Raw genomic sequence first — 19,511 nt, forward strand, 5'->3', positions numbered from 1 at the left:
GGCGCGCACCCGCCCGTTGCGGATACCGCCGCGAAGGCCGTATGCGATGTTCTGCCCGACGGTCAGGTGCGGGAAGAGCGCCCCGTCCTGGGCGACATACCCGACACTCCGACGATGTGGTGCAACGCATTCCGCGGTGCCCGCCACCTGACGTCCCTCGATCGCGACTGCTCCGCCGTCGGGCTTCTCGAAGCCGGCGATCAGCCGCAGCAGTGTGGTCTTGCCGCAACCCGATGACCCGACGACGGCCGTGGTGCTGCCCGCGGCGAGCCGCAGGTCGACGCCGTCGAGCACGGTATGACCGCTGAACGCCTTGGCGAGACCGCGGATTTGAAGCACATCTGGTTTCACAGCGCGGCCACCTTGGTCGACTGCCGGAACAGCACCACCGTCACCGGCATCGCGAGCAGGACCATCACCAGCGCGTACGGAGCTGCCGCCGCGTAGTCGAGTTCGCTGCTCAGCGACCAGAAACGCAGCGACAGCGTGCGGGTACCGGTGGGCGCGAGGAGCAGAGTCGCGGTCAGTTCCGTAGCGACCGCGACGAATACCAACGAGGCGCCCGCCGCGGCCGCGGGGGCGGTGAGCCGCAGGGTCACCCGGGTGAAGGTGCGCAATGGGGAGACGCCGAGCGAACGGGAGGCCTCCTCGAGGTTCACCGGAACCTGGGCGAGGCCCGCGCGCAGGCTAACCAGCGCGCGCGGCAGGAACATCAGGACGTATGCGCAGACGACGAGGACGACCGTCTGGTACAGCGGCGGGGCGAACCGGATGGTGACGGTGACCAGTGCCAGTGCCGTGACGATGCCCGGCAGCGAACTTGTGACGAAGTTGGACCCTTCGACCACGCGGGCGAGCAGGCCGCTGGACCGCACCGCGACCCAGGCGATCGGAAACGCCAGCACCGTGGTCAGGGCGGCCGCCCCCGCGGCCAGTCCGATGGTCTGGGCGAGCGCCGCTCCGACGTCGTCGACGACCCACACCGACGAGCCGCCGATCCACAGCCATCGCAGGATCGTCCACACCGGTACACCGAGTGCCAGGACCGCCAGCACCACCAGCGCCGCGAGTGCGGGAAACGCTGCGCGTCCCAGCCGCAGGGGCGTGGCCGGGCGCGGGGCACCGCTGCCGATCCGGGCATATCGCGCATGCCCGCGGGCAGACGCCTCGGCCACCAGCAGCACCAGGCAGAACAACACCAGAACGCCGGTCAGCATGCTGCCGGCCGCCCCGGCGAACGTTGCCTGAAACTGCTCGAAGATCGCGGTGGTGAAGGTGTCGAAGCGCAGCATCGCGAATGCGCCGTACTCGGCAAGCAGATGGACGCCGATCAGCAGAACACCACCCAGAATCGCCAGCCGCAGTTGGGGCAACACCACCCGGAAGAACACCGCGGCCGAGTGCGAGCCCAGCGCGCGGGCGGACTCCTCAACGGAGGGATCGAGCCTGCGCAGGGTGGCGGCCACCGGCAGGTAGATGAACGGGAAGTAGGACAGCGTGGCGACGAGGATGCCCGCGCCGAGTCCATGCAGCGTTGGGACGACGCTGATCCAGGCATAGCTGTTCACGAACGCCGGTACGGCCAGCGGTGCCACGAACAGCGGCCGCCACACGGCGCGGCCGGGCACGTCGGTGCGTTCGACCAACCAGGCGGCGCCGACGCCGAGCAGCCCGCACACCGGCACCGTGATCGCCACCAGCGCAACGGTGTTGGCCAGCAGCTCACCGACCCTCGGCCGAAAGACAAGCTCGTAGGCCCGCGTCCAGCCGGTGGATGCGACGGCCCAGCCCACATAGCCGAGCGGGATGAGGGTCGCGGCGACCAGCGCCGCCACCGAGGTGGACACCACCGGGCCCGGCCGCGCTCCCGTTCCCGGCCGCGAAGCCGGGGGTCTCAGGCGCGAGGTCGAAGGAGCGACCACTTACAACAATCCAGCCTTCGTCATCAGATCGGTCACCTTCTGGGCGTCCAGTGTCGAGGGGTCAACGTGCGGGGCGTTCAGGTCACTCAGCGGGACCAGCGCGGCATTCGCCGGGACTCCGCTGGCGACCGGGTACTCGAAGGATGTCCCCTTCTGCAGCACGTCCTGGCCCGTCTTGCCGGTGATGAACCGGATGAACTGTTGTGCCTGCTGCTGCCTTTTGCTCGACTTCAGCACGCCGCCCCCGGAGAGGCTGATGAACGCGCCGGGGTCCTGATTGCGGAAGTAGTGCACCGCGGTGTTGCCGCTGATCTCCTTGGTCTTGGCCTGGTCGCGGAACCAGTAGTAGTGATAGATGACGCCGCCGGCGACCTGGCCGTCATTGACCGCTTTGAGCGTGGCGATGTTGTCCTGGTAGGCAACGGCGTTGGCCTTCATGCCCGCCAGCCAGGCCGAGGTGGCGGCCTCACCCTTCAGGGCGAGCAGGGCAGCGACGATCGCCTGGAAGTCCGCTTTGGTCGGGGGTGCGCCCCATCGCCCCTTCCACGCCGGCTGCTGCAGGTCCATCAGCGACTTCGGCAGTTGATCGGCGGGCAGTTTGTCCTTGTTGTAGACGAAGACTGTGGTTCGCGCCGCGACACCGGTCCACTTGCCGCTGGCCGGACGATACTTCGCCGGCACCTGGGCGACGGTCTGCTGATCGACATCGGCGAACAGTCCGGCGCGTTCCACGGCCGCCATCGCGGGGGAGTTCTCGGTCAGGAAAACGTCCGCGGGAGAGGAGGCCCCCTCGGCGATCAGCTGGTTGCCCAGTTCGGTGTCACCAGCCTGCCGGTACTGCACGGCGATGCCGGTCTCTTTGGTGAACGCGTCGATCCACTCCTTGGTCAGCGACTCGTGCTGGGCGTTGTACACCAGCAACTCGTCGTTCCCGCCGGAACTGGAGCACGCCGCCGCACCGAACGCGATGGCCAGCGCTACAACGATCGACAGGGCCCCCGCGACTCGAGTCCACCGTGCTCGCATATAGGCAGTCCTTTCCGCGCTGGAGGCACCGTTAGCTGAGGATAACCTAATGAAGGTACGCCTAGCTTGCGGCCCCGGCAGCGGGATTCGTTGGTTGGCAGGCGACCACTCTCGAGCCGTGGCCGCCACCTCGCCTCAGCCAGTCGCGGTGGGACTGCTCGCACATCTGCGACGTGAGCCGCTCGACCTCGTCCGGCTGGCGGTGTTGCCGGAGTGTCGAAGTGCCACTTCGTCCGCACCTTCGCGGCGACCTACGGCGAGACGCCGATCCGCTACCTCACCCGGCGTCGCATCGAACGCGCCCAGGATCTGCTACGGAGCGCGAACCTGACGGTGACCGAGGTATGCATGGCGGTCGGCTTCGCCAGCCTCGGCTCGTTCTCCTCCCGCTTCACCCGCCTGGTGGGTGAGAGCCCGACCTCCTACCGCGACCGCTGGGCGGCGCGAGCACAGCCGAGCAACCTGGGAGAAGCCTCGCGGCGCCGTCGGTGGTTAGCGCTTCGGCATGATCACCAACATCTCCCTCGTCACCGTCTACTGCCTCGACCAGGACGAGACCCGCGACTTCTACGTAAAGATCCTCGGCTTCGAGCCCGGCACCGAAATCACCATGTGGGTGAGGGCTTCCGCTGGGTGACCGTCAAGCATGCGAGTCAGCCTGAACTCGAGGTCACCCTGATGACACCGGGGCCGCCGCTGGACCCCGGGCCGCTGATTTCATCCGCCGCCAACTGGAGAAGGGGGGCATCGGCGGGCTGGGCCTTTCGGTCGACGACTGCCGCAAGACCTACGAGGAGCTCTCCGCCAAAGGCGTCACGTTCCGGCAGGAGCCGTCGGACCGGCCGGATGGGGTCGAGGCCGTCAGCGCGACAACTCGGGCAACTGGATGGTGCTGGTCGAACCCAAGGAGTTCAGTCCCGCCGACTTCCAGTACCGATCGGCCCTTCTCGGCGCCGCTGCGCGGTCACGGAGCGATCACGATGTGTTAAGGCGCCTCGCGCAAACCCTTACGAACTCGCGCCGGGCCTTATCGCATTCTTACGGATCGCGTTGCTATTGAGGCATTTATCACTCTCTGTGGTGTAACAGCTTGCCGAACCCGGGTGACCGCGCTACCGAGCCGGATTTCGACCCCGAAACCTTCCGGTACGTTGGCCAACGGGTCGGGGGAGAGCGACCATCTGGCGACACAATGAGGAAAAAACCATGAAAATGTCTGCTATTTCTGTGCGCCGCGGACTATTCGGCGCATTTGCCACCTGCGCGCTCGGGGGAGTCGCCGCAGCCACCATCGCGCTGCCGACGGCTACCGCCGCGCCGGCTTGCTCGGCCAGCGGTTTGGCGAGCACGGCCAGCGGTGTGCTCGGTGCGGCCGGCGGCTACTTGGACACCCATCCGGGTGCCAACGATGCGCTGACCGCTGCGGGCACGCAGTCGCCGGCGCAGGCGCAGTCTTCGGTGCGTGGGTACTTCACCGCCCACCCGAACGAATACATCGACCTGCAGAACATCGTGCGTCCGCTTACGGACCTGCGTAATCAGTGCAACGTCCAGGTCTCGCCGGCACAGCTCGCCACGCTGTTCGACGCGCTGTCCGCGTAACCAATCGCACCAACGAGCCGCCGCCGCAGCACTAGCTGTGGCGGCGGTTTCGTTGTGGACTGTGGATGACGGTGGGGCTGGGGATGACCGGTCGCTGATGGCGGCGTGTTGTCGGCATCGGCATGCACGGTTAACGCATGACTACGTTGACGCGTGCCGAGATCGGTGCGCTGGGTGAGCGGCTGGCGGCCGATCATCTGCTGGGCCTGGGGCTACGGGTGCTCGACCGCAACTGGCGCTGCCGGTATGGGGAGTTGGACCTGATCGCCGCCGACGGCGCGGCCCGGACGGTGGTGTTCGTGGAGGTCAAGACCCGCACCAGCGACCAGTTCGGTGGTGTGGCGCAGGCGGTGACACCGCAGAAGGTGCGGCGGCTGCGGCGGCTTGCCGGGTTGTGGCTGGCCGGCCAGGACGAGCGCTGGGCGGCGATCCGCATCGACGTTGTCGGTATCCGGATCGGGCGGCGGCGGACCCCGGAGATCACCCACCTGCAGGGGGTGGGCTGATGACGCTGGGCAGGGCGTTCTCGGTTGCGGTGCGTGGGCTGGACGGCGAGATCGTGGAGATCGAAGCCGACATCACCTCGGGTCTGCCCGGGGTGCATCTGGTCGGTCTGCCCGATGCGGCGCTGCAGGAATCGCGCGACCGGGTGCGCGCGGCGATCACCAATTGCGGCAACAGCTGGCCGATGGCGCGGCTGACGCTGGCGCTCTCGCCGGCCACCCTGCCGAAGATGGGCTCGGTCTATGACCTGGCCCTGGCGTCCTCGGTGCTGTCGGCGCACCGCAAGACCGCGTGGGATCGGCTGGAGAAGACGGTGCTGCTCGGCGAGCTCGCCCTCGACGGACGGGTGCGGCCGGTGAAGGGTGTGCTGCCCGCTGTGCTGGCCGCCAAACGCGAGGGGTGGCCCGCCGTCGTGGTGCCGGCGGACAACCTGGCCGAGGCCAGCCTGGTGGACGGTATCGAGGTGTGGGGTGCGCGGACGCTGCGGCAACTGCAGGCGTGGTTCGGCGGTAAAGCACAGCTGGACGACAGACTCACCGCCGCCGAGCCGGTGCCGGAGCCGACGGTCGACCTCGCCGACGTGGTCGGTCAGTCCCACGCCCGCTTCGCCGTCGAGGTCGCCGCGGCCGGGGCGCACCATTTAATGCTGACCGGACCACCCGGGGTCGGTAAAACCATGCTCGCGCAACGGCTTCCGGGTCTGCTGCCGCCGCTGTCGGACAGCGAGTCACTGGAGGTCACCGCCATTCATTCGGTCGCCGGCCTGCTGTCCGGTTCGACCCCGCTGATCACCCGCCCGCCGTTCGTGGCGCCGCACCACACTTCGAGCGTCGCGGCGCTGGTCGGCGGGGGATCGGGTCTGGCCCGACCGGGTGCGGTCAGCCGTGCACACCGTGGCGTGTTGTTCCTCGACGAGTGCGCGGAGATCGGCGTGAGCGCGCTGGAAGCGTTGCGAACTCCCTTGGAGGACGGCGAGATACGGCTGGCCCGCCGCGATGGGGTGGCTCGCTACCCCGCCCGGTTCCAGCTGGTGATGGCTTCGAACCCGTGTCCGTGTGCACCGGCGGATCCGCGTGACTGCATCTGCGCGCCGAGCGCCAAGCGCCGATATCTGGGCAAGCTGTCCGGCCCGCTGCTGGATCGGGTAGACCTGCGTGTGCAGATGCACCCGGTACGCGCGGGGGCGTTCTCCACCCAGGACGGTGAGTCCACCGCCGCGGTGCGTGACCGTGTCGCGCGGGCCCGCGAAGCGGCGGCAGACCGCTGGCAGCCGCACGGCATCCGCACCAACGCCGAGGTCAGCGGCGCCCTGCTGCGCCGCCGGTACCGGCCGGACGGCGCAGCGATGGCTCCGCTGCGCGCCGCCCTGGACCGTGGGCTGCTCAGCATCCGCGGCGTCGACCGAACGTTGCGCGTCGCCTGGACCCTTTCCGACCTTGCCGGGCGCACTTCGCCGGGGGTCGACGAGGTCACTACCGCCCTGAGCTTCCGCCAACCCGGAGGTACGCGATGAGCGACGACGAGACTCTGGCCGCGTGGGCATACCTCTCGCGGGTCGCCGAGCCGCCCTGTCCCGACCTGTCCGCACTGGCGGCGCGGGTGGGGCCGGTCGAGGCGGCACGCCGGATCCGGGCCGGCCGGGTCGGTGGTGACCTGGCACGGCGCACCGAGGCACGGCGCGGGATCGATTGCGCCGCTGAGGATTTAGCTGTCCTGGGTCGGTTGGGTGGCCGGCTGGTGACGGCTGATGATCCCGAGTGGCCGGTACTGGCACTGGCTTCTTTCGACGGCGTGGACGCGCTGCTCAGACCACGGGCAGATCCGCCGATGGTGCTCTGGGCGGCCGGCCCGGGCCGGCTGGACGACGTCTCGCAGCGCGCCTCCGCCATCGTCGGCACCCGGGCCGCGACGGCGTACGGCGAGCACGTGGCGGCGGACCTGGCGGCGGGTCTGGCCGCGCGCGACGTCGCGGTGGTGTCCGGCGGCGCCTACGGGATCGATGGTGCGGCCCATCGCGCGGCGCTGGCCTCCGACGGGCTGACCGTCGCGGTCCTGGCCGGCGGGGTCGATGTGCCCTATCCCGCCGGACACGCGGCGTTGTTGCACCGCGTCGGCGCGCAGGGACTGCTGGTCAGTGAATACCCGCCGGGAGTGCGGCCCGCTCGGCACCGGTTCCTCACGCGTAACCGGCTCGTTGCCGCACTGGCGGGCGCAACGGTGGTGGTCGAGGCGGGTCTGCGCAGCGGGGCGGCGAACACCGCGGCGTGGGGCCGCGCACTGGGGCGTGTCGTGTGCGCGGTACCCGGCCCCGTGACCTCGTCGGCCTCGGCCGGATGTCACGCGCTACTGCGAAGCGGTGCCGAACTTGTCACACGCGCCGAGGAGATCGTCGAGTTGGTCGGCCGCGCCGGCGAACTGGCACCCGATGAGCGGCGGCCAGCCTCGCCACTGGACGCTTTGACCGAGGCCGAGCAGCACGTCTACGAGGCCTTGCCCGCCCGCGGTCTGCGTACGGTCGACGAGATCGCCGTCGCATCCGGACTCGGGCCGAGCGAGGTGCTCGTGCCCCTGACGACATTGGAGGTCGCCGGTCTGGTGGTCCGCCAGGACGGCCGCTGGAAGCTGGGCGAGCGGGTGTGACGCGTGAGACGTAGCGGCCCACGGGCGCAGTCGCGCTCGTATAGTCGATGAGGTTGGCTAAGCGTTTCTGATCGGCAGGAGGCAAGGTGACAGGACGTCCAGTGCACACCTTCGAAGTGGTGCGGACCGAACAGGTGTCGCCTCACATCGTCCGGGTCGTGCTCGGGGGCAGCGGTTTCGACACCTTCGCTCCCAACGACTTCACCGACTCCTACGTCAAGGTGGTGCTCCTTCGCGACGACGTCGACGTCACCGCGCTGCCGCGCCCGCTGACTCTGGACAGCTTTCGCGACCTGCCCGCCGAGCAGCAGCCGGTGGTCCGCACCTACACGGTCCGCCATGCCGACAAGGATCGCCGCGAGATCGCCATCGACGTCGTGGTCCACGGCGAGCACGGCGTCGCGGGTCCGTGGGCGATGGCCGCCCGGCCCGGGCAGCCGGCGTACCTGATGGGGCCCAGCGGAGCCTATGCGCCGGACCCGGCGGCGGACTGGCACTTGCTGGCCGGTGATGAGGCCGGCCTGCCGGCGATCAGTGCCGCGCTGGAAGCGTTGCCGCCCAACGCCATTGGCAAGGTGTTCGTCGAGATCGCGGGCCCCGATGACGAGATCGCGCTGAACGCGCCCGAGGGTGTCGAGGTCATCTGGATCTTTCGCGGCGGTCGAGCCGACCTGGTCGGCGAGGACCGGGCCGGCGACAACGCACCCCTGATCACTGCGGTGAAGGAAGCGCTGTGGCTGCCCGGCCAGGTGCAGGTCTTCATCCATGGCGAGGCGCAGGCCGTGATGCACAATCTGCGGCCCTACGTGCGCAAGGAACGCGGCGTCGACGCCAAGTGGGCGTCGATCTCCGGCTACTGGCGCCGCGGCCGCACCGAGGAGACCTTCCGCCAGTGGAAGGCCGAACTCGCGAAGGCCGAAGCGGCCACGTAGAGCCGGGCTGGCACGCTGGTGCCCATGGCATTCGGCGACTATCAGAACGAGATCTACTTTCAGGGGCTGGCGGGGGTTATGCCCTCGCTGCCGATGGCATTTGCAGAACTCGAGGCCAAGGCGCAGGCGGCGCTGCCGCCGTCCGTCTGGTCCTACGTCGCCGGGGGCGCCGGCGACGAGCGCACACAGCGGGCCAACGTCACCGCGTTCGACAACTGGGGACTGGTCCCACGGATGTTCGTCGGCGCGAAAGAGCGTGACCTGTCCGTCGACCTGTTCGGGCTGAAGCTGCCCTCGCCGGTGTTCATGGCTCCGATCGGCGTCATCGGGCTGTGCGCCCAGGACCGCCACGGTGACCTGGCCGCCGCCCGGGCGGCGGCCCGCACCGGTGTTCCGATGGTGGGCTCGACGCTGATGGCCGACCCGATGGAGCAGGTCGCCGCCGAGCTTCGCGACACACCGGGGTTCTTCCAGCTGTACACGCCGACGGACCGCGACCTGGCCGCCAGCCTGGTGCATCGCGCGGAGGCGGCGGGATACAAGGGCATCGTCGTCACGCTGGACACCTGGGTGACCGGTTGGCGTCCCCGCGACCTGTCGACCGCGAACTTTCCGCAGCTGCGCGGCCACTGCCTGGCGAACTACACCAGCGACCCGGTGTTCCGGGCGAGTTTGCAACAAACGCCCGAGGACAACCCGCAGGCCGCGGTGCTGCGCTGGATCCAGGTCTTCGGCAACCCGCTGACCTGGGACGACCTCGGCTGGCTGCGCTCGCTGACCACGTTGCCGCTGATCGTCAAGGGGATCTGCCACCCCGACGACGCGCGGCGCGCCAGGGACGGCGGCGTCGACGGGATCTACTGCTCCAACCACGGCGGTCGGCAGGCCAACGGCGGTCTGCCCGCCATCGACGCCCTGCCCGCGGTGGTCGAGGCGGCCCAGGGGCTGCCCGTGTTGTTCGACTCCGGGATCCGCAGTGGCGCGGACATCGTCAAGGCGCTCGCGCTCGGCGCCACCGCGGTGGGCGTCGGCAGGCCGTACGCCTACGGGCTTGCCCTCGGCGGCGCCGACGGCGTCGTGCATGTGCTGCGGTCGCTGCTCGCCGAAGCGGACCTGATCATGGCCGTCGACGGCTATCCCACCCTCAAAGACCTGAACGCCGAAGCGCTGCTGCCGGTCCGGTAAGCCGGACACGCGCCCAGCCTGATCCGATTGCACGCCGCGGTCTGCCACGGTAGGGGAGTGCAGGGGCCCAGCCTCGAGGTGATCCTCGATGAGTTCGACGACTACCTCGCGCTGGAACGCGGCCGGTCGGCGCACACCCGTCGCGCCTATCGCGGCGATCTGCGGTCACTGTTCGACTTCCTCGCCACCCGTGCTGCCGACGCGGGTCTGACCGCACTGAGCCTGCCGATCCTGCGCTCGTGGCTGGCGGCACAGGCCGGCGCGGGCGCGGCCCGCACCACGCTCGCGCGCCGCACCTCCGCGGTGAAGACGTTCACGGCGTGGGCCAGCCGGCGCGGACTGCTCGCCACCGATCCGGCCACCCGGCTTCAGGTACCCAAGGCTCGTCGCACGCTGCCGGCGGTGCTCCGCCAGGACCAGGCGCTCGACGCTATGGCGGCCGCTGATTCCGGTGCGCAGCAAGGTGATCCGATGGCACTGCGGGACCGGCTGATCGTCGAGATGCTCTACGCCACCGGCATCCGGGTCAGCGAACTCTGCGGCCTCGACATCGACGACCTCGACATGGGCCCTCGACTGCTGCGGGTGCTGGGCAAGGGCAACAAGCAGCGCACGGTGCCGTTCGGTGAACCCGCAGAGGCGGCCACTGCTGCGTGGCTGGCCGACGGACGTCCCACGCTGGTCACGGCCGAATCCGGTCCGGCGCTGCTGCTGGGCAGCCGCGGGAGGCGCCTGGACCCGCGGCAGGCGCGGACGGTGGTGCACCAGACCATGGCCGCCGTCGACGGCGCCCCCGACATCGGCCCGCACGGGCTGCGCCACAGCGCCGCAACCCATCTGCTCGAAGGCGGCGCCGACCTGCGCATCGTCCAGGAGTTGCTCGGCCACTCCACCCTGGCCACCACGCAGCTCTACACCCATGTCACGGTGGCCCGGCTGCGGGCGGTGCACGACCAGGCTCACCCGCGGGCCTGAGGCTCAACGCAGCAGCGCGATGACCTCAGCGATGTCGGGCATGGCCGAGGGCCGGCCGGCCCATTCGTCGAACACGGTCCAGTGGCTCACGCCGAAACGCTGCTACCGCGCGGCGATGGTTTCGGCCATCTGCTCGGGCGTGCCCAACAGCACGAACGGCGAATAAAGGATCTGTTCGGGCGTGACGCCGCCGAACGTCGCGGCCAGATCCGCTGCGGCTGCGGCACGATCGTCGGTCTTCACTACCGCCTGCACGAGCACGTTCAACTCAATTCGCTCGAAGCGGTCACCCGCGGTGTCGCGTACGACACCGATGCGATCGTCGAGGCCGCCGGCGTCGAAATGTGTCAGCCGGACCTGTGTGGCGTCGCGGTTGTGGCTGAACCCCGTCAACCCGACGATATCGGCCAGCCGCCCGGCCAGCCGGAGCACCTCGGTCCCGTTGCCGCCGATCAGCAACGGAACACGGCTCTCGGGGGCCGCCACCAGCGACCCGGCGTCGGCGTGGACTTGGTAGAACTTCCCTTCGGCGTCGACCGCCTCGCCGTCCAGCAGCGACCGGATCAGGCCAGCCGACTCGGTCAGCCGCGCCACCCCTATTGCGCCAGACTCGAACTAGATGCCGGCGGCGTCGTACTCCGCCTTCATGTGCCCGGCTCCGATACCGAGTTCGAATCGACCGTCGGAGATGTCAGCAACCGTGGCCGCCTCCCGCGCGGTCTCGACCGGGTGGCGGAAGTCGTTGTTGAGCACCAGGGTTCCGACATGCAGCCGCTCGGGGCGATCGCCGCGGCGGCCGCTCCCGCGAACGGCGATACCGTCGGAACGAGGTGGTCGGGATCGTCAGCACATCGAACCCGGCGTTTTCGACGGCGACCGCGAAGTCGGCCCATTCGCGGCCGCGCGGCCTCCCGGTAGTCAGGCCGAACCGGACGGAACGGGAGCGGTGGGCCTCACTGGCGCCCGTCACATCTACGACGGTATGCGCGTCGAGTGTGCGGGGGTGGCGCCGAGTGTGTTTCGTGGGCGGCCAAGCCGCGAATCCTCGCCCTCAGCGCACACTCAACATCCCGTCGTCACCCGCGCAACGGCTTGAGCACGATCGGCGTGCTCGCCAACAGGCCCAGCGGGTCGACGTAGTCGGCGCGCGCTGCCGGACCCCACATCGCACCCCAGTGCAGACAGGCCACAGCGGCGCAGCCGGGGTGGCCCGCCTCCAGTGCACCGAGCGGCGAGCCGGCCGCCACCAGCTGACCGGCCCGCACCGATGCCCGCACCGGCTCGTAGCTGGTCCGCAACCCGCCCGGATGCGATACCGACACCAGCGGCCTTCCCGCCAACTCGCCGGCGAACACCACCGTCCCGGCCCCGGCGGCGAACACCGCCTGCCCGGGTGCGCCCGCCAGGTCGACGCCGCGGTGGCCGCGATTCCAGTTCGGTGACGGCGCGTCGAAGGCCCGGACGACGGCCGGTCGCGGTCGCAGCGGCCAGTCCAGCCGGGCGGTATCGGCGTGCGCCGGGCCCGCGCAGGCAACGGCTACTGCCACAATGACCGCGAAGCACCGCATATCCCCAGTTCAGCGCCACCAGATCGGCGTCGCCAGGCCCCACCGGCCTAGTTGTGGACGGCGGCGCCGCTGTGGACAAAGCACCTGCTCCGACGGTGTAAACTTTGACCTGCAACTCGCGCGAGCGTGTTGACTTCGCGTGCCCGCACCACGGCCCTGTTCGACTGGGGTCGTAACCGGATGCCGGCGGTCTCGTCTCAGGACGGGTCCGGCAACCCGCGGGCACCAGGGCCCGGCCTCACCCGACGCCGGGCGGCAACCGACAACAAGAGGACATGGCCGACTATGGCTGTTGTAACCATGAAACAGCTGCTGGACAGCGGCACCCACTTCGGGCACCAGACCCGTCGCTGGAACCCCAAGATGAAGCGGTTCATCTTCACCGACCGCAACGGCATCTACATCATCGATCTACAGCAGACGCTGACCTACATCGACAAGGCGTACGAGTTCGTCAAGGAGACCGTCGCCCACGGTGGCAGCGTCATGTTCGTCGGCACCAAGAAGCAGGCGCAGGAGTCGGTCGCGTCCGAAGCGACCCGCGTCGGCATGCCGTACGTGAACCAGCGCTGGCTGGGTGGCATGCTCACCAACTTCTCCACCGTGCACAAGCGGCTGCAGCGCCTCAAGGAACTCGAGGCGATGGAGCAGACCGGCGGCTTCGAGGGTCGCACCAAGAAGGAAATCCTGATGCTGACCCGGGAGAAGAACAAGCTGGAGCGCAGCCTGGGCGGTATCCGCGACATGGCCAAGGTGCCGTCGGCAATCTGGGTCGTCGACACCAACAAGGAGCACATCGCCGTCGGCGAGGCCCGCAAGCTCGGTATCCCGGTCATCGCGATCCTGGACACCAACTGCGACCCCGACGAGGTCGACTACCCGATCCCGGGCAACGACGACGCGATCCGCTCGGCCGCGCTGCTGACCAAGGTGATCGCCTCCGCGGTCGCCGAGGGCCTGCAGGCACGCGCCGGCGTGGGCCGCGGCGATGGCAAGCCCGAGGCGGAGGCCGCCGAGCCGCTCGCCGAATGGGAGCAGGAGCTGCTGGCCTCAGCGACAGCGACAGCCTCCGCCACCGCGACAGCCGCCCCCTCTGCTCAGGACGCCGCGGTAGGCGCAACCGAAACAACCACTGACCCCTCATAGGAAGGCTGAGCATTGGCGAATTTCACCGCTGCCGATGTCAAGCGGCTTCGGGAGCTCACCGGCGCCGGCATGCTGGACTGCAAGAACGCGCTGGCCGAAACTGACGGCGACTTCGACAAGGCCGTCGAGGCGCTGCGGATCAAGGGCGCCAAGGACGTCGGCAAGCGCGCCGAGCGCGCCACGGCCGAAGGTCTGGTCGCGGCCGAGGGCGGGGCGCTCATCGAGCTCAACTCGGAGACCGACTTCGTCGCCAAGAACGCCGAGTTCCAGAAGCTCGCCGACGAGATCGTCGCAGCGGCGGCCCGGTCCAAGGCCGCTGACGTCGACGCCCTGAAGGCGGCGAGCGCCGGTGACACGACGGTCGAGCAGGCCATCGCCGACCTGTCGGCCAAGATCGGCGAGAAGCTCGAGCTGCGCCGTGTCGCGTTCTTCGACGGCACCGTCGAGACCTACCTGCACAAGCGCGCGGCGGACCTGCCGCCGGCCGTTGGTGTGCTGGTCGAGTACGGTCCGGGTACCGACCCGGACACAGGCACAGCTGCGGCGCACGCCGTCGCGCTGCAGATCGCCGCGCTCAAGGCGCGCTACCTGTCCCGCGAGGATGTGCCCGAAGACGTCGTGGCCAGCGAACGGCGCATCGCCGAGGAGACCGCGAAGGCCGAGGGCAAGCCGGAGCAGGCGCTGCCCAAGATCGTCGAGGGCCGGCTGAACGGCTTCTTCAAGGACGCCGTGCTGCTCGAGCAGCCGTCGGTGTCCGACAACAAGAAGACGGTCAAGGCGCTGCTCGACGAAGCCGGTGTGACGGTGACGCGGTTCGTTCGCTTCGAGGTGGGCCAGGCCTAGCCGAAAAGCGCCAGCGGCTAGCGTCGGTGTCATGCGACGCGTGCACGCTTTCGGCGACGATGCCCTCGGTGACCTCGACGCGGTCGGCCTGGCCGACGCCATACGGGCCGGTTCGGTCGGCAGAGCCGATGTCATCGAGGCCGCCATCGCCCGCACCGAGGCCGTCGACCCGGCCCTCAACGGCTTGGCGTACGCGGCGTTCGAGCAGGCGCGGTCCGCCGCAACGGCAAGCGCAGGCAGTGGCTTTTTTAGCGGCGTCCCGACGTTCGTCAAGGACAACGTCGACGTCGCCGGCCAGCCGACGATGCGCGGCACCGACGCGTGGACGCCCCAAAACGCCGTCGCCGACGGCGAGTTCACCCGGCTGTTCCTGGCCACCGGGCCCACGTCGGTGGGCAAGACGCAGATGTCGGAATTCGGGTTCAGCGCGTCCGCCGAACACCCCCGGCTGGGGCCGGTCCGCAACCCGTGGGACACCGATCACACCGCGGGCGCCTCGTCCTCGGGTTCAGGCGCGTTCGTCGCCGCCGGGGTGGTGCCGATCGCCCACGCCAACGACGGCGGTGGCTCGATCCGGATTCCGGCCGCCTGCAACGGACTTGTCGGGCTCAAGCCCTCGCGTGGCCGGTTGCCGCTGGATGCGGAGCTGCGCCGGATGCCGGTGGGCATCGTCGCCAACGGCGTGCTGACGCGCTCGGTGCGCGACACCGCCGCCTTCTACCGGGAGGCCGAGCGAGTCTGGCGAAACCCCAAACTGGCGCCGGTCGGTGACGTGACCCGCCCCGGTAGGCAGCGGCTGACGATCGCCGTGGTGACCCGATCCGTCCAGCGCGAGTGCGGCCCCCAGGTGCGGGAGCTGACGCTCAAGTCGGCGGCGCTGCTCGAGGAGCTGGGCCACCGCGTCGAACACGTCGACCCCCCGGTGCCGGCCAGTTTTGTGGACGATTTCGTGCTGTATTGGGGCTTTCTGGCGCTGACGCAGGTGCGCGCCGGGCGACGGCTCTTCGGCAACACATTCGACCGCACCCGGCTGGATGCCCTGACGCTCGGCCTGGACCGGCACACCAGCCGCAACATGCACCGGCTCCCGTTGGCCATCGTGCGCCTGCGCAGGCTGCGGCGGCGCACCGCGGAGTTCTTTCGCAGCTACGACGCGGTGCTCACGCCCACCCTCGCTGACGAGACGCCGCCGATCGGGTACCTGGCTCCCACCGACTATCAGCAGGTGATGGACCGGCTCATCAGCTGGGTGGCGTTCACCCCGCTGCAGAACGTCACCGGCGAGCCGGCGATTTCGCTGCCGCTGACCCAGTCCGCCGATGGCATGCCGGTGGGCATGATGGTTTCGGCCGACCTCGCGCAGGAGTCGCTGCTGCTGGAACTGGCCTACGAACTCGAGGAGGCCCGCCCGTGGGCCCGGATCCAGGCCACCCGCTGATCGCCTCAGTCGGATCCGAGCTTTTCGAGCATCCGTTTGAACTCGCGCTGCTGCGCGCCGGTCAGCTTGCCCAGGATCCGGGCGTCGGCGACGCGGACCGCGGCTTCGGCACGCTTCAGCAGAGCGCGGCCCTGACCGCTCAGCGTGGCCGGTAGCGCGCGGCCGGAGGACACCGACGCCGGCCGTTCCACTGCGCCAACGTCTTCCAGCTTGCGCAGCACCGTGTTCATCGCCTGCGGGGTGACGTTGGTGTGCCGGGACAACTCGGCGCTGGACATCCCCGGGTACAGCGAAAGGATGCGCAGGCAAACGAATTCCGGCAGCGTCAGGCCCAGCGGACCGAGCACCGCGGAAACCTCCGGCCGCAGAACGGCGCCCACCCGGTAAAGCAGGTAACCGAGCGGAGCGTCGTCGACCTGACCCATGTCAGCGATCTTGACATATCTCGGGGGTGCGGACGTGCACCTTGGCCGGTGCGGCCCGGTCGTTCACCCAAGGTGGTGATTTCCGGGCGGCTAACGGGGTAACCCACTGGGATCCAGACGTGAAGGAGCGCCCATGGGCGATGCAACCGAAGTTAGCGAACGGGTGGCCGAGCGTGCGCGGCGGGAAGCCGACGCCTACCGCGGAGACAATCCCCGGCCGTTGGAGGGATACACGGTGGTCCTCGGTGTGTACGGCATGCTGGTCGCCCTCGCCGGCGTCTTGGCCGTGGCCACCGGGCGAAAGCTCCCCGAGCGCTGGAGTCTGCGGGATCTCGTCACCGTCACCATCGGCACCCACAAGCTGTCGCGCACGATCTCCAAGGACGCGGTGACCAGCCCGTTGCGCGCGCCGTTCGCGCACTATGCCGGTTCGGGTGGCCCGGCCGAGGTGATGGAGGAAACGAGGCACGGCGGCGCGCTGCGCCATAGCCTGGGCGAGCTGTTGACCTGCCCCTTCTGCCTCGACATGTGGGTGGCCACCGCGTTCGTCATGGGGCTGATCTTCGCGCCCAGGCTGACCCGCCTGGTCACGGGCACGTTCACCGCCCTGGCCGGCGCCGACTTCTTGCAGCTGGCCTACGCGAAGGCGCAGCAGATTACCGAGGGCTGACAAGGACTAGAAAGGGGATCCGATGCCCAAGACGACGAAGGGCGGCACGCCGAAGAAGGACGAGTTACCGAGCACGCTGCGGCGTTCCAACGCCAAAGCGCAACGCACGTTCGCGAAAGCCCATGACGCGGCCGCCGAGGAGTATGGCAGCGAGGAGCGCGCCCACCGGGTGGCCTACTCCGCGCTCAAGCACAGCTTCGAAAAAGTCGGCGATCACTGGGAGCCCAAGAGCCAGAAGGGTCCGTCGGACGAGCTGGCCGAGGGCGGTGGCCCCCGAAACACCGGCCGCTCGGCCGAGGGCGTCGACGCCAACGCCAGCAAGAAGCATCTGCTCGACGTGGCGCGCCGGCTCGACGTGCGCGGCCGGTCGACGATGAACAAGTCGGAATTGGTCGACGCCATCAAGAAAGCGAACCGCCGGGTTCGAGGGCGCTGAGGGCTGTTTAGGCCGACGATCGGTGGGCATCCCGAGTGCCATGGTCGCATCCACCACCCGCAGACAACTCCAACAGTGCCTGTCCGACGTGGATTTTCCGGCGAATAAGGCGGATCTGCTGGACGCCGCAGGCAATGCATGCGACGACGAGACCCTCCGCGCGTTGCGGGCGATTCCGCCCGAGACCTACACGAACGTGGACCAGGTCGTCGCCTCCGTCAACATCGCCGACGACCACGACATCAGCGACGGCGACAAGGCCGCCGCGCGTCGTACCCACACCAAGCCGGGTCTCGCCGAAACCGCCAAAGACCTCGAAAGCCGCAGCCCGATCGTCGACGAATTGGGCGAAAACCGCGGCTCCTGAACGCAGTTCGCGCCCTAAAGAATCGGCCGGCCGGCGGTCACCGCCACCCGCGCCCCTGAAATGTAACTCGCGTCGTCGGAGGCCAGCAGGACGTAGATCGGCGCCAGCTCGGCCGGCTGACCGGCGCGCCCCAGCGGTACGTTGTCCCCGAACGATTCCACGCTTTCCGGGGGCATGGTCGACGGGATCAGCGGTGTCCATATCGGGCCCGAGGCCACGCTATTGACACGGATTCCCTTGTCGCCCGACAGCTGAGCGAGGCTGGCCGAGAAGTTGGCGATGGCCGCCTTCGTCGCCGCGTAGGGCGCCAGGGTGGGGTTGGGCGAATCGGAGTTGACCGAGGAACTGCCGATGATCGACGAGCCGGGGCCCATGTGCGGCAGGGCGGCCTTGGCGAGGTAGAAGTAGGCGCCGACGTTGAGCCGGAAGGTGTAGTCCCACTCCTCGTCGCTGATCTCATCGAGGCTTTTGTGCATCATCTGGTAGACCGCGTTGTTGACGAGGATGTCGATGCCGCCGAATTCTCCGACCGCCCGGTCGACCACCGCCCGGCAATGGTCCGCGTCGGACAGGTCACCGCGGACCAATACGCATTTGCGGCCCGCCTCTTCGACATAACGGGCGACATCGCGCGCGTCCTCGTCCTCGTTCAGATAGGAGATGAGAACGTCGGCGCCCTCGCGGGCAAACGCGATGGCGACGGCGCGCCCGATGCCGCTATCCCCGCCGGTGATGATCGCCTTTTTCCCGGTGAGCTTTCCCGAACCCCGATAGCTGTTTTGGCCGCAGTCCGGAATGGGCTTCATCTGTGCTTGCACGCCCGGAACGGTTTGTTGCTGAGCCGGAAAGCCCATTGCCACTTCCCCTTTCGTAATTCGCATTGCAGCAGAGCGCCTTCAGGATTCGCGGATGTTAGGGCCCGCCGCAGGGACATCCGGATCGCCGTCCGCCGGCGGGGCCGGTTGCCGTGCACGGTGCCCCTCGAGTAAGCAGGTGAGTTCTAGGCTGCGGCTCCCCCTTGCCGCGGGAAATAATCACCGGATAGGGCAACCAGTGATGCCAATGTTAATTTTGTGACGCGAAAAGCGCTGCGTCACAAAAAATCGTCATGGCCGTCGGCGCAGGTAGCCGGGCGGCCTGGGGTAATTGAGCGGTTTATCGGTGTTTAGCCATACCCTCAAACGGTAATGCGACCCGGTGCGGTTATCGCCCTACGTGGGAGCGATTGTTCGACACGAAAGGAATACCTATGAAGGTCACCACAACCGCTGTAAAGAGTGCTATTGCTGCCGGCGGTATAGCGGCTGCAGGCGTTTTGGCAGCAGCAACCGCTTCCGCTGCGCCGCCCAACATCCAGGGATTCGGCACCAGCGAACAACTCATTGACGGGCCCATGGTCACCAACTACACAGTGAGCAACCTGCAGCCGAGTAACGCTTCGATTCCCGGCTACACCCCTAAAGGGACGCTCTACCAGGCGGATGTCACCGCCAGGTCGGACGGCGGGATCGTTACCCCGATGGTTAACGATTTCATCGCCCGCGGGCCCAACGGTCAGAACTACCGGGTGATCGACAAGGTTGCGGCCCCGAGCAGCCTCAACCCGGCGCCTATCCCGCAGGGCACCGAATCGACGGGCACGCTGTACTTCGACGTCACCGGCGCACCGCCGAACGGCGTCGTCTACAACGACGGAATGCAAGACGTCCTGATCTGGACGTCGAACGTTCCGGGGGCCTCGGCGCCTGGCTCACCGAACGCAAGTCCGCCACCGGGTGCCCCTCCCGGCCCGGCACACACCTAATCCGGTTGCAGATCCCTCCCCGCGCCAC

General features: G+C 68.8%; 20 protein-coding genes and 3 pseudogenes. 16 read left to right on the forward strand and 7 right to left on the reverse strand.

Annotated features, from left to right (window positions below; genetic code table 11):
- The 3 genes from JWP83_RS25375 to JWP83_RS25385 form a co-directional block, all read right to left on the reverse strand.
- The coding region (locus JWP83_RS25375; protein WP_297736686.1) for an ATP-binding cassette domain-containing protein at positions 1-351 on the reverse strand (351 nt) is incomplete at its 3' end.
- Positions 348-1,922, reverse strand: coding sequence for an iron ABC transporter permease (locus JWP83_RS25380; protein WP_297736689.1), 1,575 nt, complete (start codon positions 1,920-1,922; stop codon positions 348-350). The genes JWP83_RS25375 and JWP83_RS25380, both read right to left, overlap by 4 nt.
- Complete coding sequence (locus JWP83_RS25385; RefSeq protein WP_297736692.1) at positions 1,923-2,948, reverse strand: iron ABC transporter substrate-binding protein; 1,026 nt, start codon at positions 2,946-2,948, stop codon at positions 1,923-1,925.
- Positions 2,949-3,096: 148 nt separating this feature from the next.
- On the opposite strand from JWP83_RS25385, the pseudogene JWP83_RS25390 reads away from it, so the two are divergent.
- From JWP83_RS25390 to JWP83_RS25430, 9 genes and pseudogenes are all read left to right on the forward strand, one after another.
- Positions 3,097-3,389 (forward strand): annotated as a pseudogene (locus JWP83_RS25390) (helix-turn-helix transcriptional regulator); the annotation flags it as partial.
- Positions 3,390-3,453: 64 nt separating this feature from the next.
- Positions 3,454-3,879: pseudogene (locus tag JWP83_RS25395) on the forward strand (VOC family protein); the annotation flags it as partial.
- Positions 3,880-4,154: 275 nt separating this feature from the next.
- Positions 4,155-4,550, forward strand: coding sequence for a heme-binding protein (locus JWP83_RS25400; protein ID WP_297736695.1), 396 nt, complete (start codon positions 4,155-4,157; stop codon positions 4,548-4,550).
- Positions 4,551-4,687: 137 nt separating this feature from the next.
- On the forward strand, positions 4,688-5,056 hold the full coding sequence (locus tag JWP83_RS25405; protein ID WP_297736700.1) for a YraN family protein: 369 nt from the start codon (positions 4,688-4,690) through the stop codon (positions 5,054-5,056).
- Positions 5,056-6,567, forward strand: a complete 1,512-nt coding sequence (locus JWP83_RS25410; protein ID WP_297736703.1) for a YifB family Mg chelatase-like AAA ATPase — start codon at positions 5,056-5,058, stop codon at positions 6,565-6,567. Before JWP83_RS25405 ends, JWP83_RS25410 begins: the two co-directional genes overlap by 1 nt.
- Entirely contained in the window at positions 6,564-7,694 is a 1,131-nt protein-coding gene (gene dprA, locus JWP83_RS25415; protein WP_297736706.1) for a DNA-processing protein DprA, read from the forward strand. Before JWP83_RS25410 ends, dprA begins: the two co-directional genes overlap by 4 nt.
- An 86-nt stretch (positions 7,695-7,780) precedes the next feature.
- Complete coding sequence (locus JWP83_RS25420; RefSeq protein ID WP_297736709.1) at positions 7,781-8,626, forward strand: siderophore-interacting protein; 846 nt, start codon at positions 7,781-7,783, stop codon at positions 8,624-8,626.
- Between the two features lie 24 nt (positions 8,627-8,650).
- Entirely contained in the window at positions 8,651-9,811 is a 1,161-nt protein-coding gene (locus tag JWP83_RS25425) for an alpha-hydroxy-acid oxidizing protein (protein WP_297736712.1), read from the forward strand.
- A 57-nt stretch (positions 9,812-9,868) separates the two neighbouring features.
- Complete coding sequence (locus JWP83_RS25430) at positions 9,869-10,786, forward strand: tyrosine recombinase XerC (protein ID WP_297736715.1); 918 nt, start codon at positions 9,869-9,871, stop codon at positions 10,784-10,786.
- Positions 10,787-10,789: 3 nt separating this feature from the next.
- Here the strand turns inward: JWP83_RS25430 and JWP83_RS25435 are convergent.
- Together JWP83_RS25435 and JWP83_RS25440 are read right to left on the reverse strand one after the other, a co-directional pair.
- Positions 10,790-11,756: pseudogene (locus JWP83_RS25435) on the reverse strand (TIGR03621 family F420-dependent LLM class oxidoreductase).
- Between the two features lie 106 nt (positions 11,757-11,862).
- Positions 11,863-12,354 carry a M23 family metallopeptidase gene (locus JWP83_RS25440; protein ID WP_297736718.1) on the reverse strand — a complete coding sequence of 164 codons (492 nt, stop codon included), beginning with the start codon at positions 12,352-12,354 and terminating at the stop codon, positions 11,863-11,865.
- Between the two features lie 285 nt (positions 12,355-12,639).
- On the opposite strand from JWP83_RS25440, the gene rpsB reads away from it, so the two are divergent.
- The 3 genes from rpsB to JWP83_RS25455 are packed head-to-tail and all read left to right on the forward strand — an operon-like array spanning position 12,640 to position 15,781.
- Entirely contained in the window at positions 12,640-13,500 is an 861-nt protein-coding gene (gene rpsB, locus JWP83_RS25445) for a 30S ribosomal protein S2 (RefSeq protein WP_297736721.1), read from the forward strand.
- 12 nt (positions 13,501-13,512) lie between these two features.
- Positions 13,513-14,343 carry a translation elongation factor Ts gene (tsf, locus tag JWP83_RS25450; RefSeq protein ID WP_297736724.1) on the forward strand — a complete coding sequence of 277 codons (831 nt, stop codon included), beginning with the start codon at positions 13,513-13,515 and terminating at the stop codon, positions 14,341-14,343.
- A gap of 31 nt (positions 14,344-14,374) precedes the next feature.
- Positions 14,375-15,781 (forward strand): amidase, encoded by a 1,407-nt coding sequence (locus JWP83_RS25455; RefSeq protein WP_297736727.1) that lies wholly within the window; start codon positions 14,375-14,377, stop codon positions 15,779-15,781.
- Positions 15,782-15,786: 5 nt separating this feature from the next.
- Here the strand turns inward: JWP83_RS25455 and JWP83_RS25460 are convergent, their stop codons facing one another.
- Positions 15,787-16,206, reverse strand: coding sequence for a MarR family winged helix-turn-helix transcriptional regulator (locus JWP83_RS25460; RefSeq protein WP_297736731.1), 420 nt, complete (start codon positions 16,204-16,206; stop codon positions 15,787-15,789).
- 133 nt (positions 16,207-16,339) lie between these two features.
- Between JWP83_RS25460 and JWP83_RS25465 the strand changes: the two genes are divergently transcribed.
- The 3 genes from JWP83_RS25465 to JWP83_RS25475 are packed head-to-tail and all read left to right on the forward strand — an operon-like array spanning position 16,340 to position 17,679.
- A complete protein-coding gene (locus JWP83_RS25465) occupies positions 16,340-16,876 on the forward strand; it encodes a DUF1360 domain-containing protein (RefSeq protein WP_297736735.1) in 537 nt (178 codons plus the stop codon).
- Positions 16,877-16,898: 22 nt separating this feature from the next.
- A complete protein-coding gene (locus tag JWP83_RS25470; protein ID WP_297736738.1) occupies positions 16,899-17,312 on the forward strand; it encodes a ChaB family protein in 414 nt (137 codons plus the stop codon).
- Between the two features lie 40 nt (positions 17,313-17,352).
- A complete protein-coding gene (locus JWP83_RS25475; protein ID WP_297736741.1) occupies positions 17,353-17,679 on the forward strand; it encodes a DUF2795 domain-containing protein in 327 nt (108 codons plus the stop codon).
- A gap of 14 nt (positions 17,680-17,693) precedes the next feature.
- Here the strand turns inward: JWP83_RS25475 and JWP83_RS25480 are convergent, their stop codons facing one another.
- Positions 17,694-18,533 (reverse strand): SDR family oxidoreductase, encoded by an 840-nt coding sequence (locus JWP83_RS25480; protein WP_297736744.1) that lies wholly within the window; start codon positions 18,531-18,533, stop codon positions 17,694-17,696.
- A gap of 395 nt (positions 18,534-18,928) precedes the next feature.
- Between JWP83_RS25480 and JWP83_RS25485 the strand changes: the two genes are divergently transcribed.
- Positions 18,929-19,483 carry an MPT63 family protein gene (locus JWP83_RS25485; RefSeq protein WP_297736747.1) on the forward strand — a complete coding sequence of 185 codons (555 nt, stop codon included), beginning with the start codon at positions 18,929-18,931 and terminating at the stop codon, positions 19,481-19,483.
- Positions 19,484-19,511 lie beyond the last annotated feature (28 nt).

The sequence above is a fragment of the Mycobacterium sp. genome (assembly GCF_025965855.1).
Lineage (GTDB): Bacteria > Actinomycetota > Actinomycetes > Mycobacteriales > Mycobacteriaceae > Mycobacterium.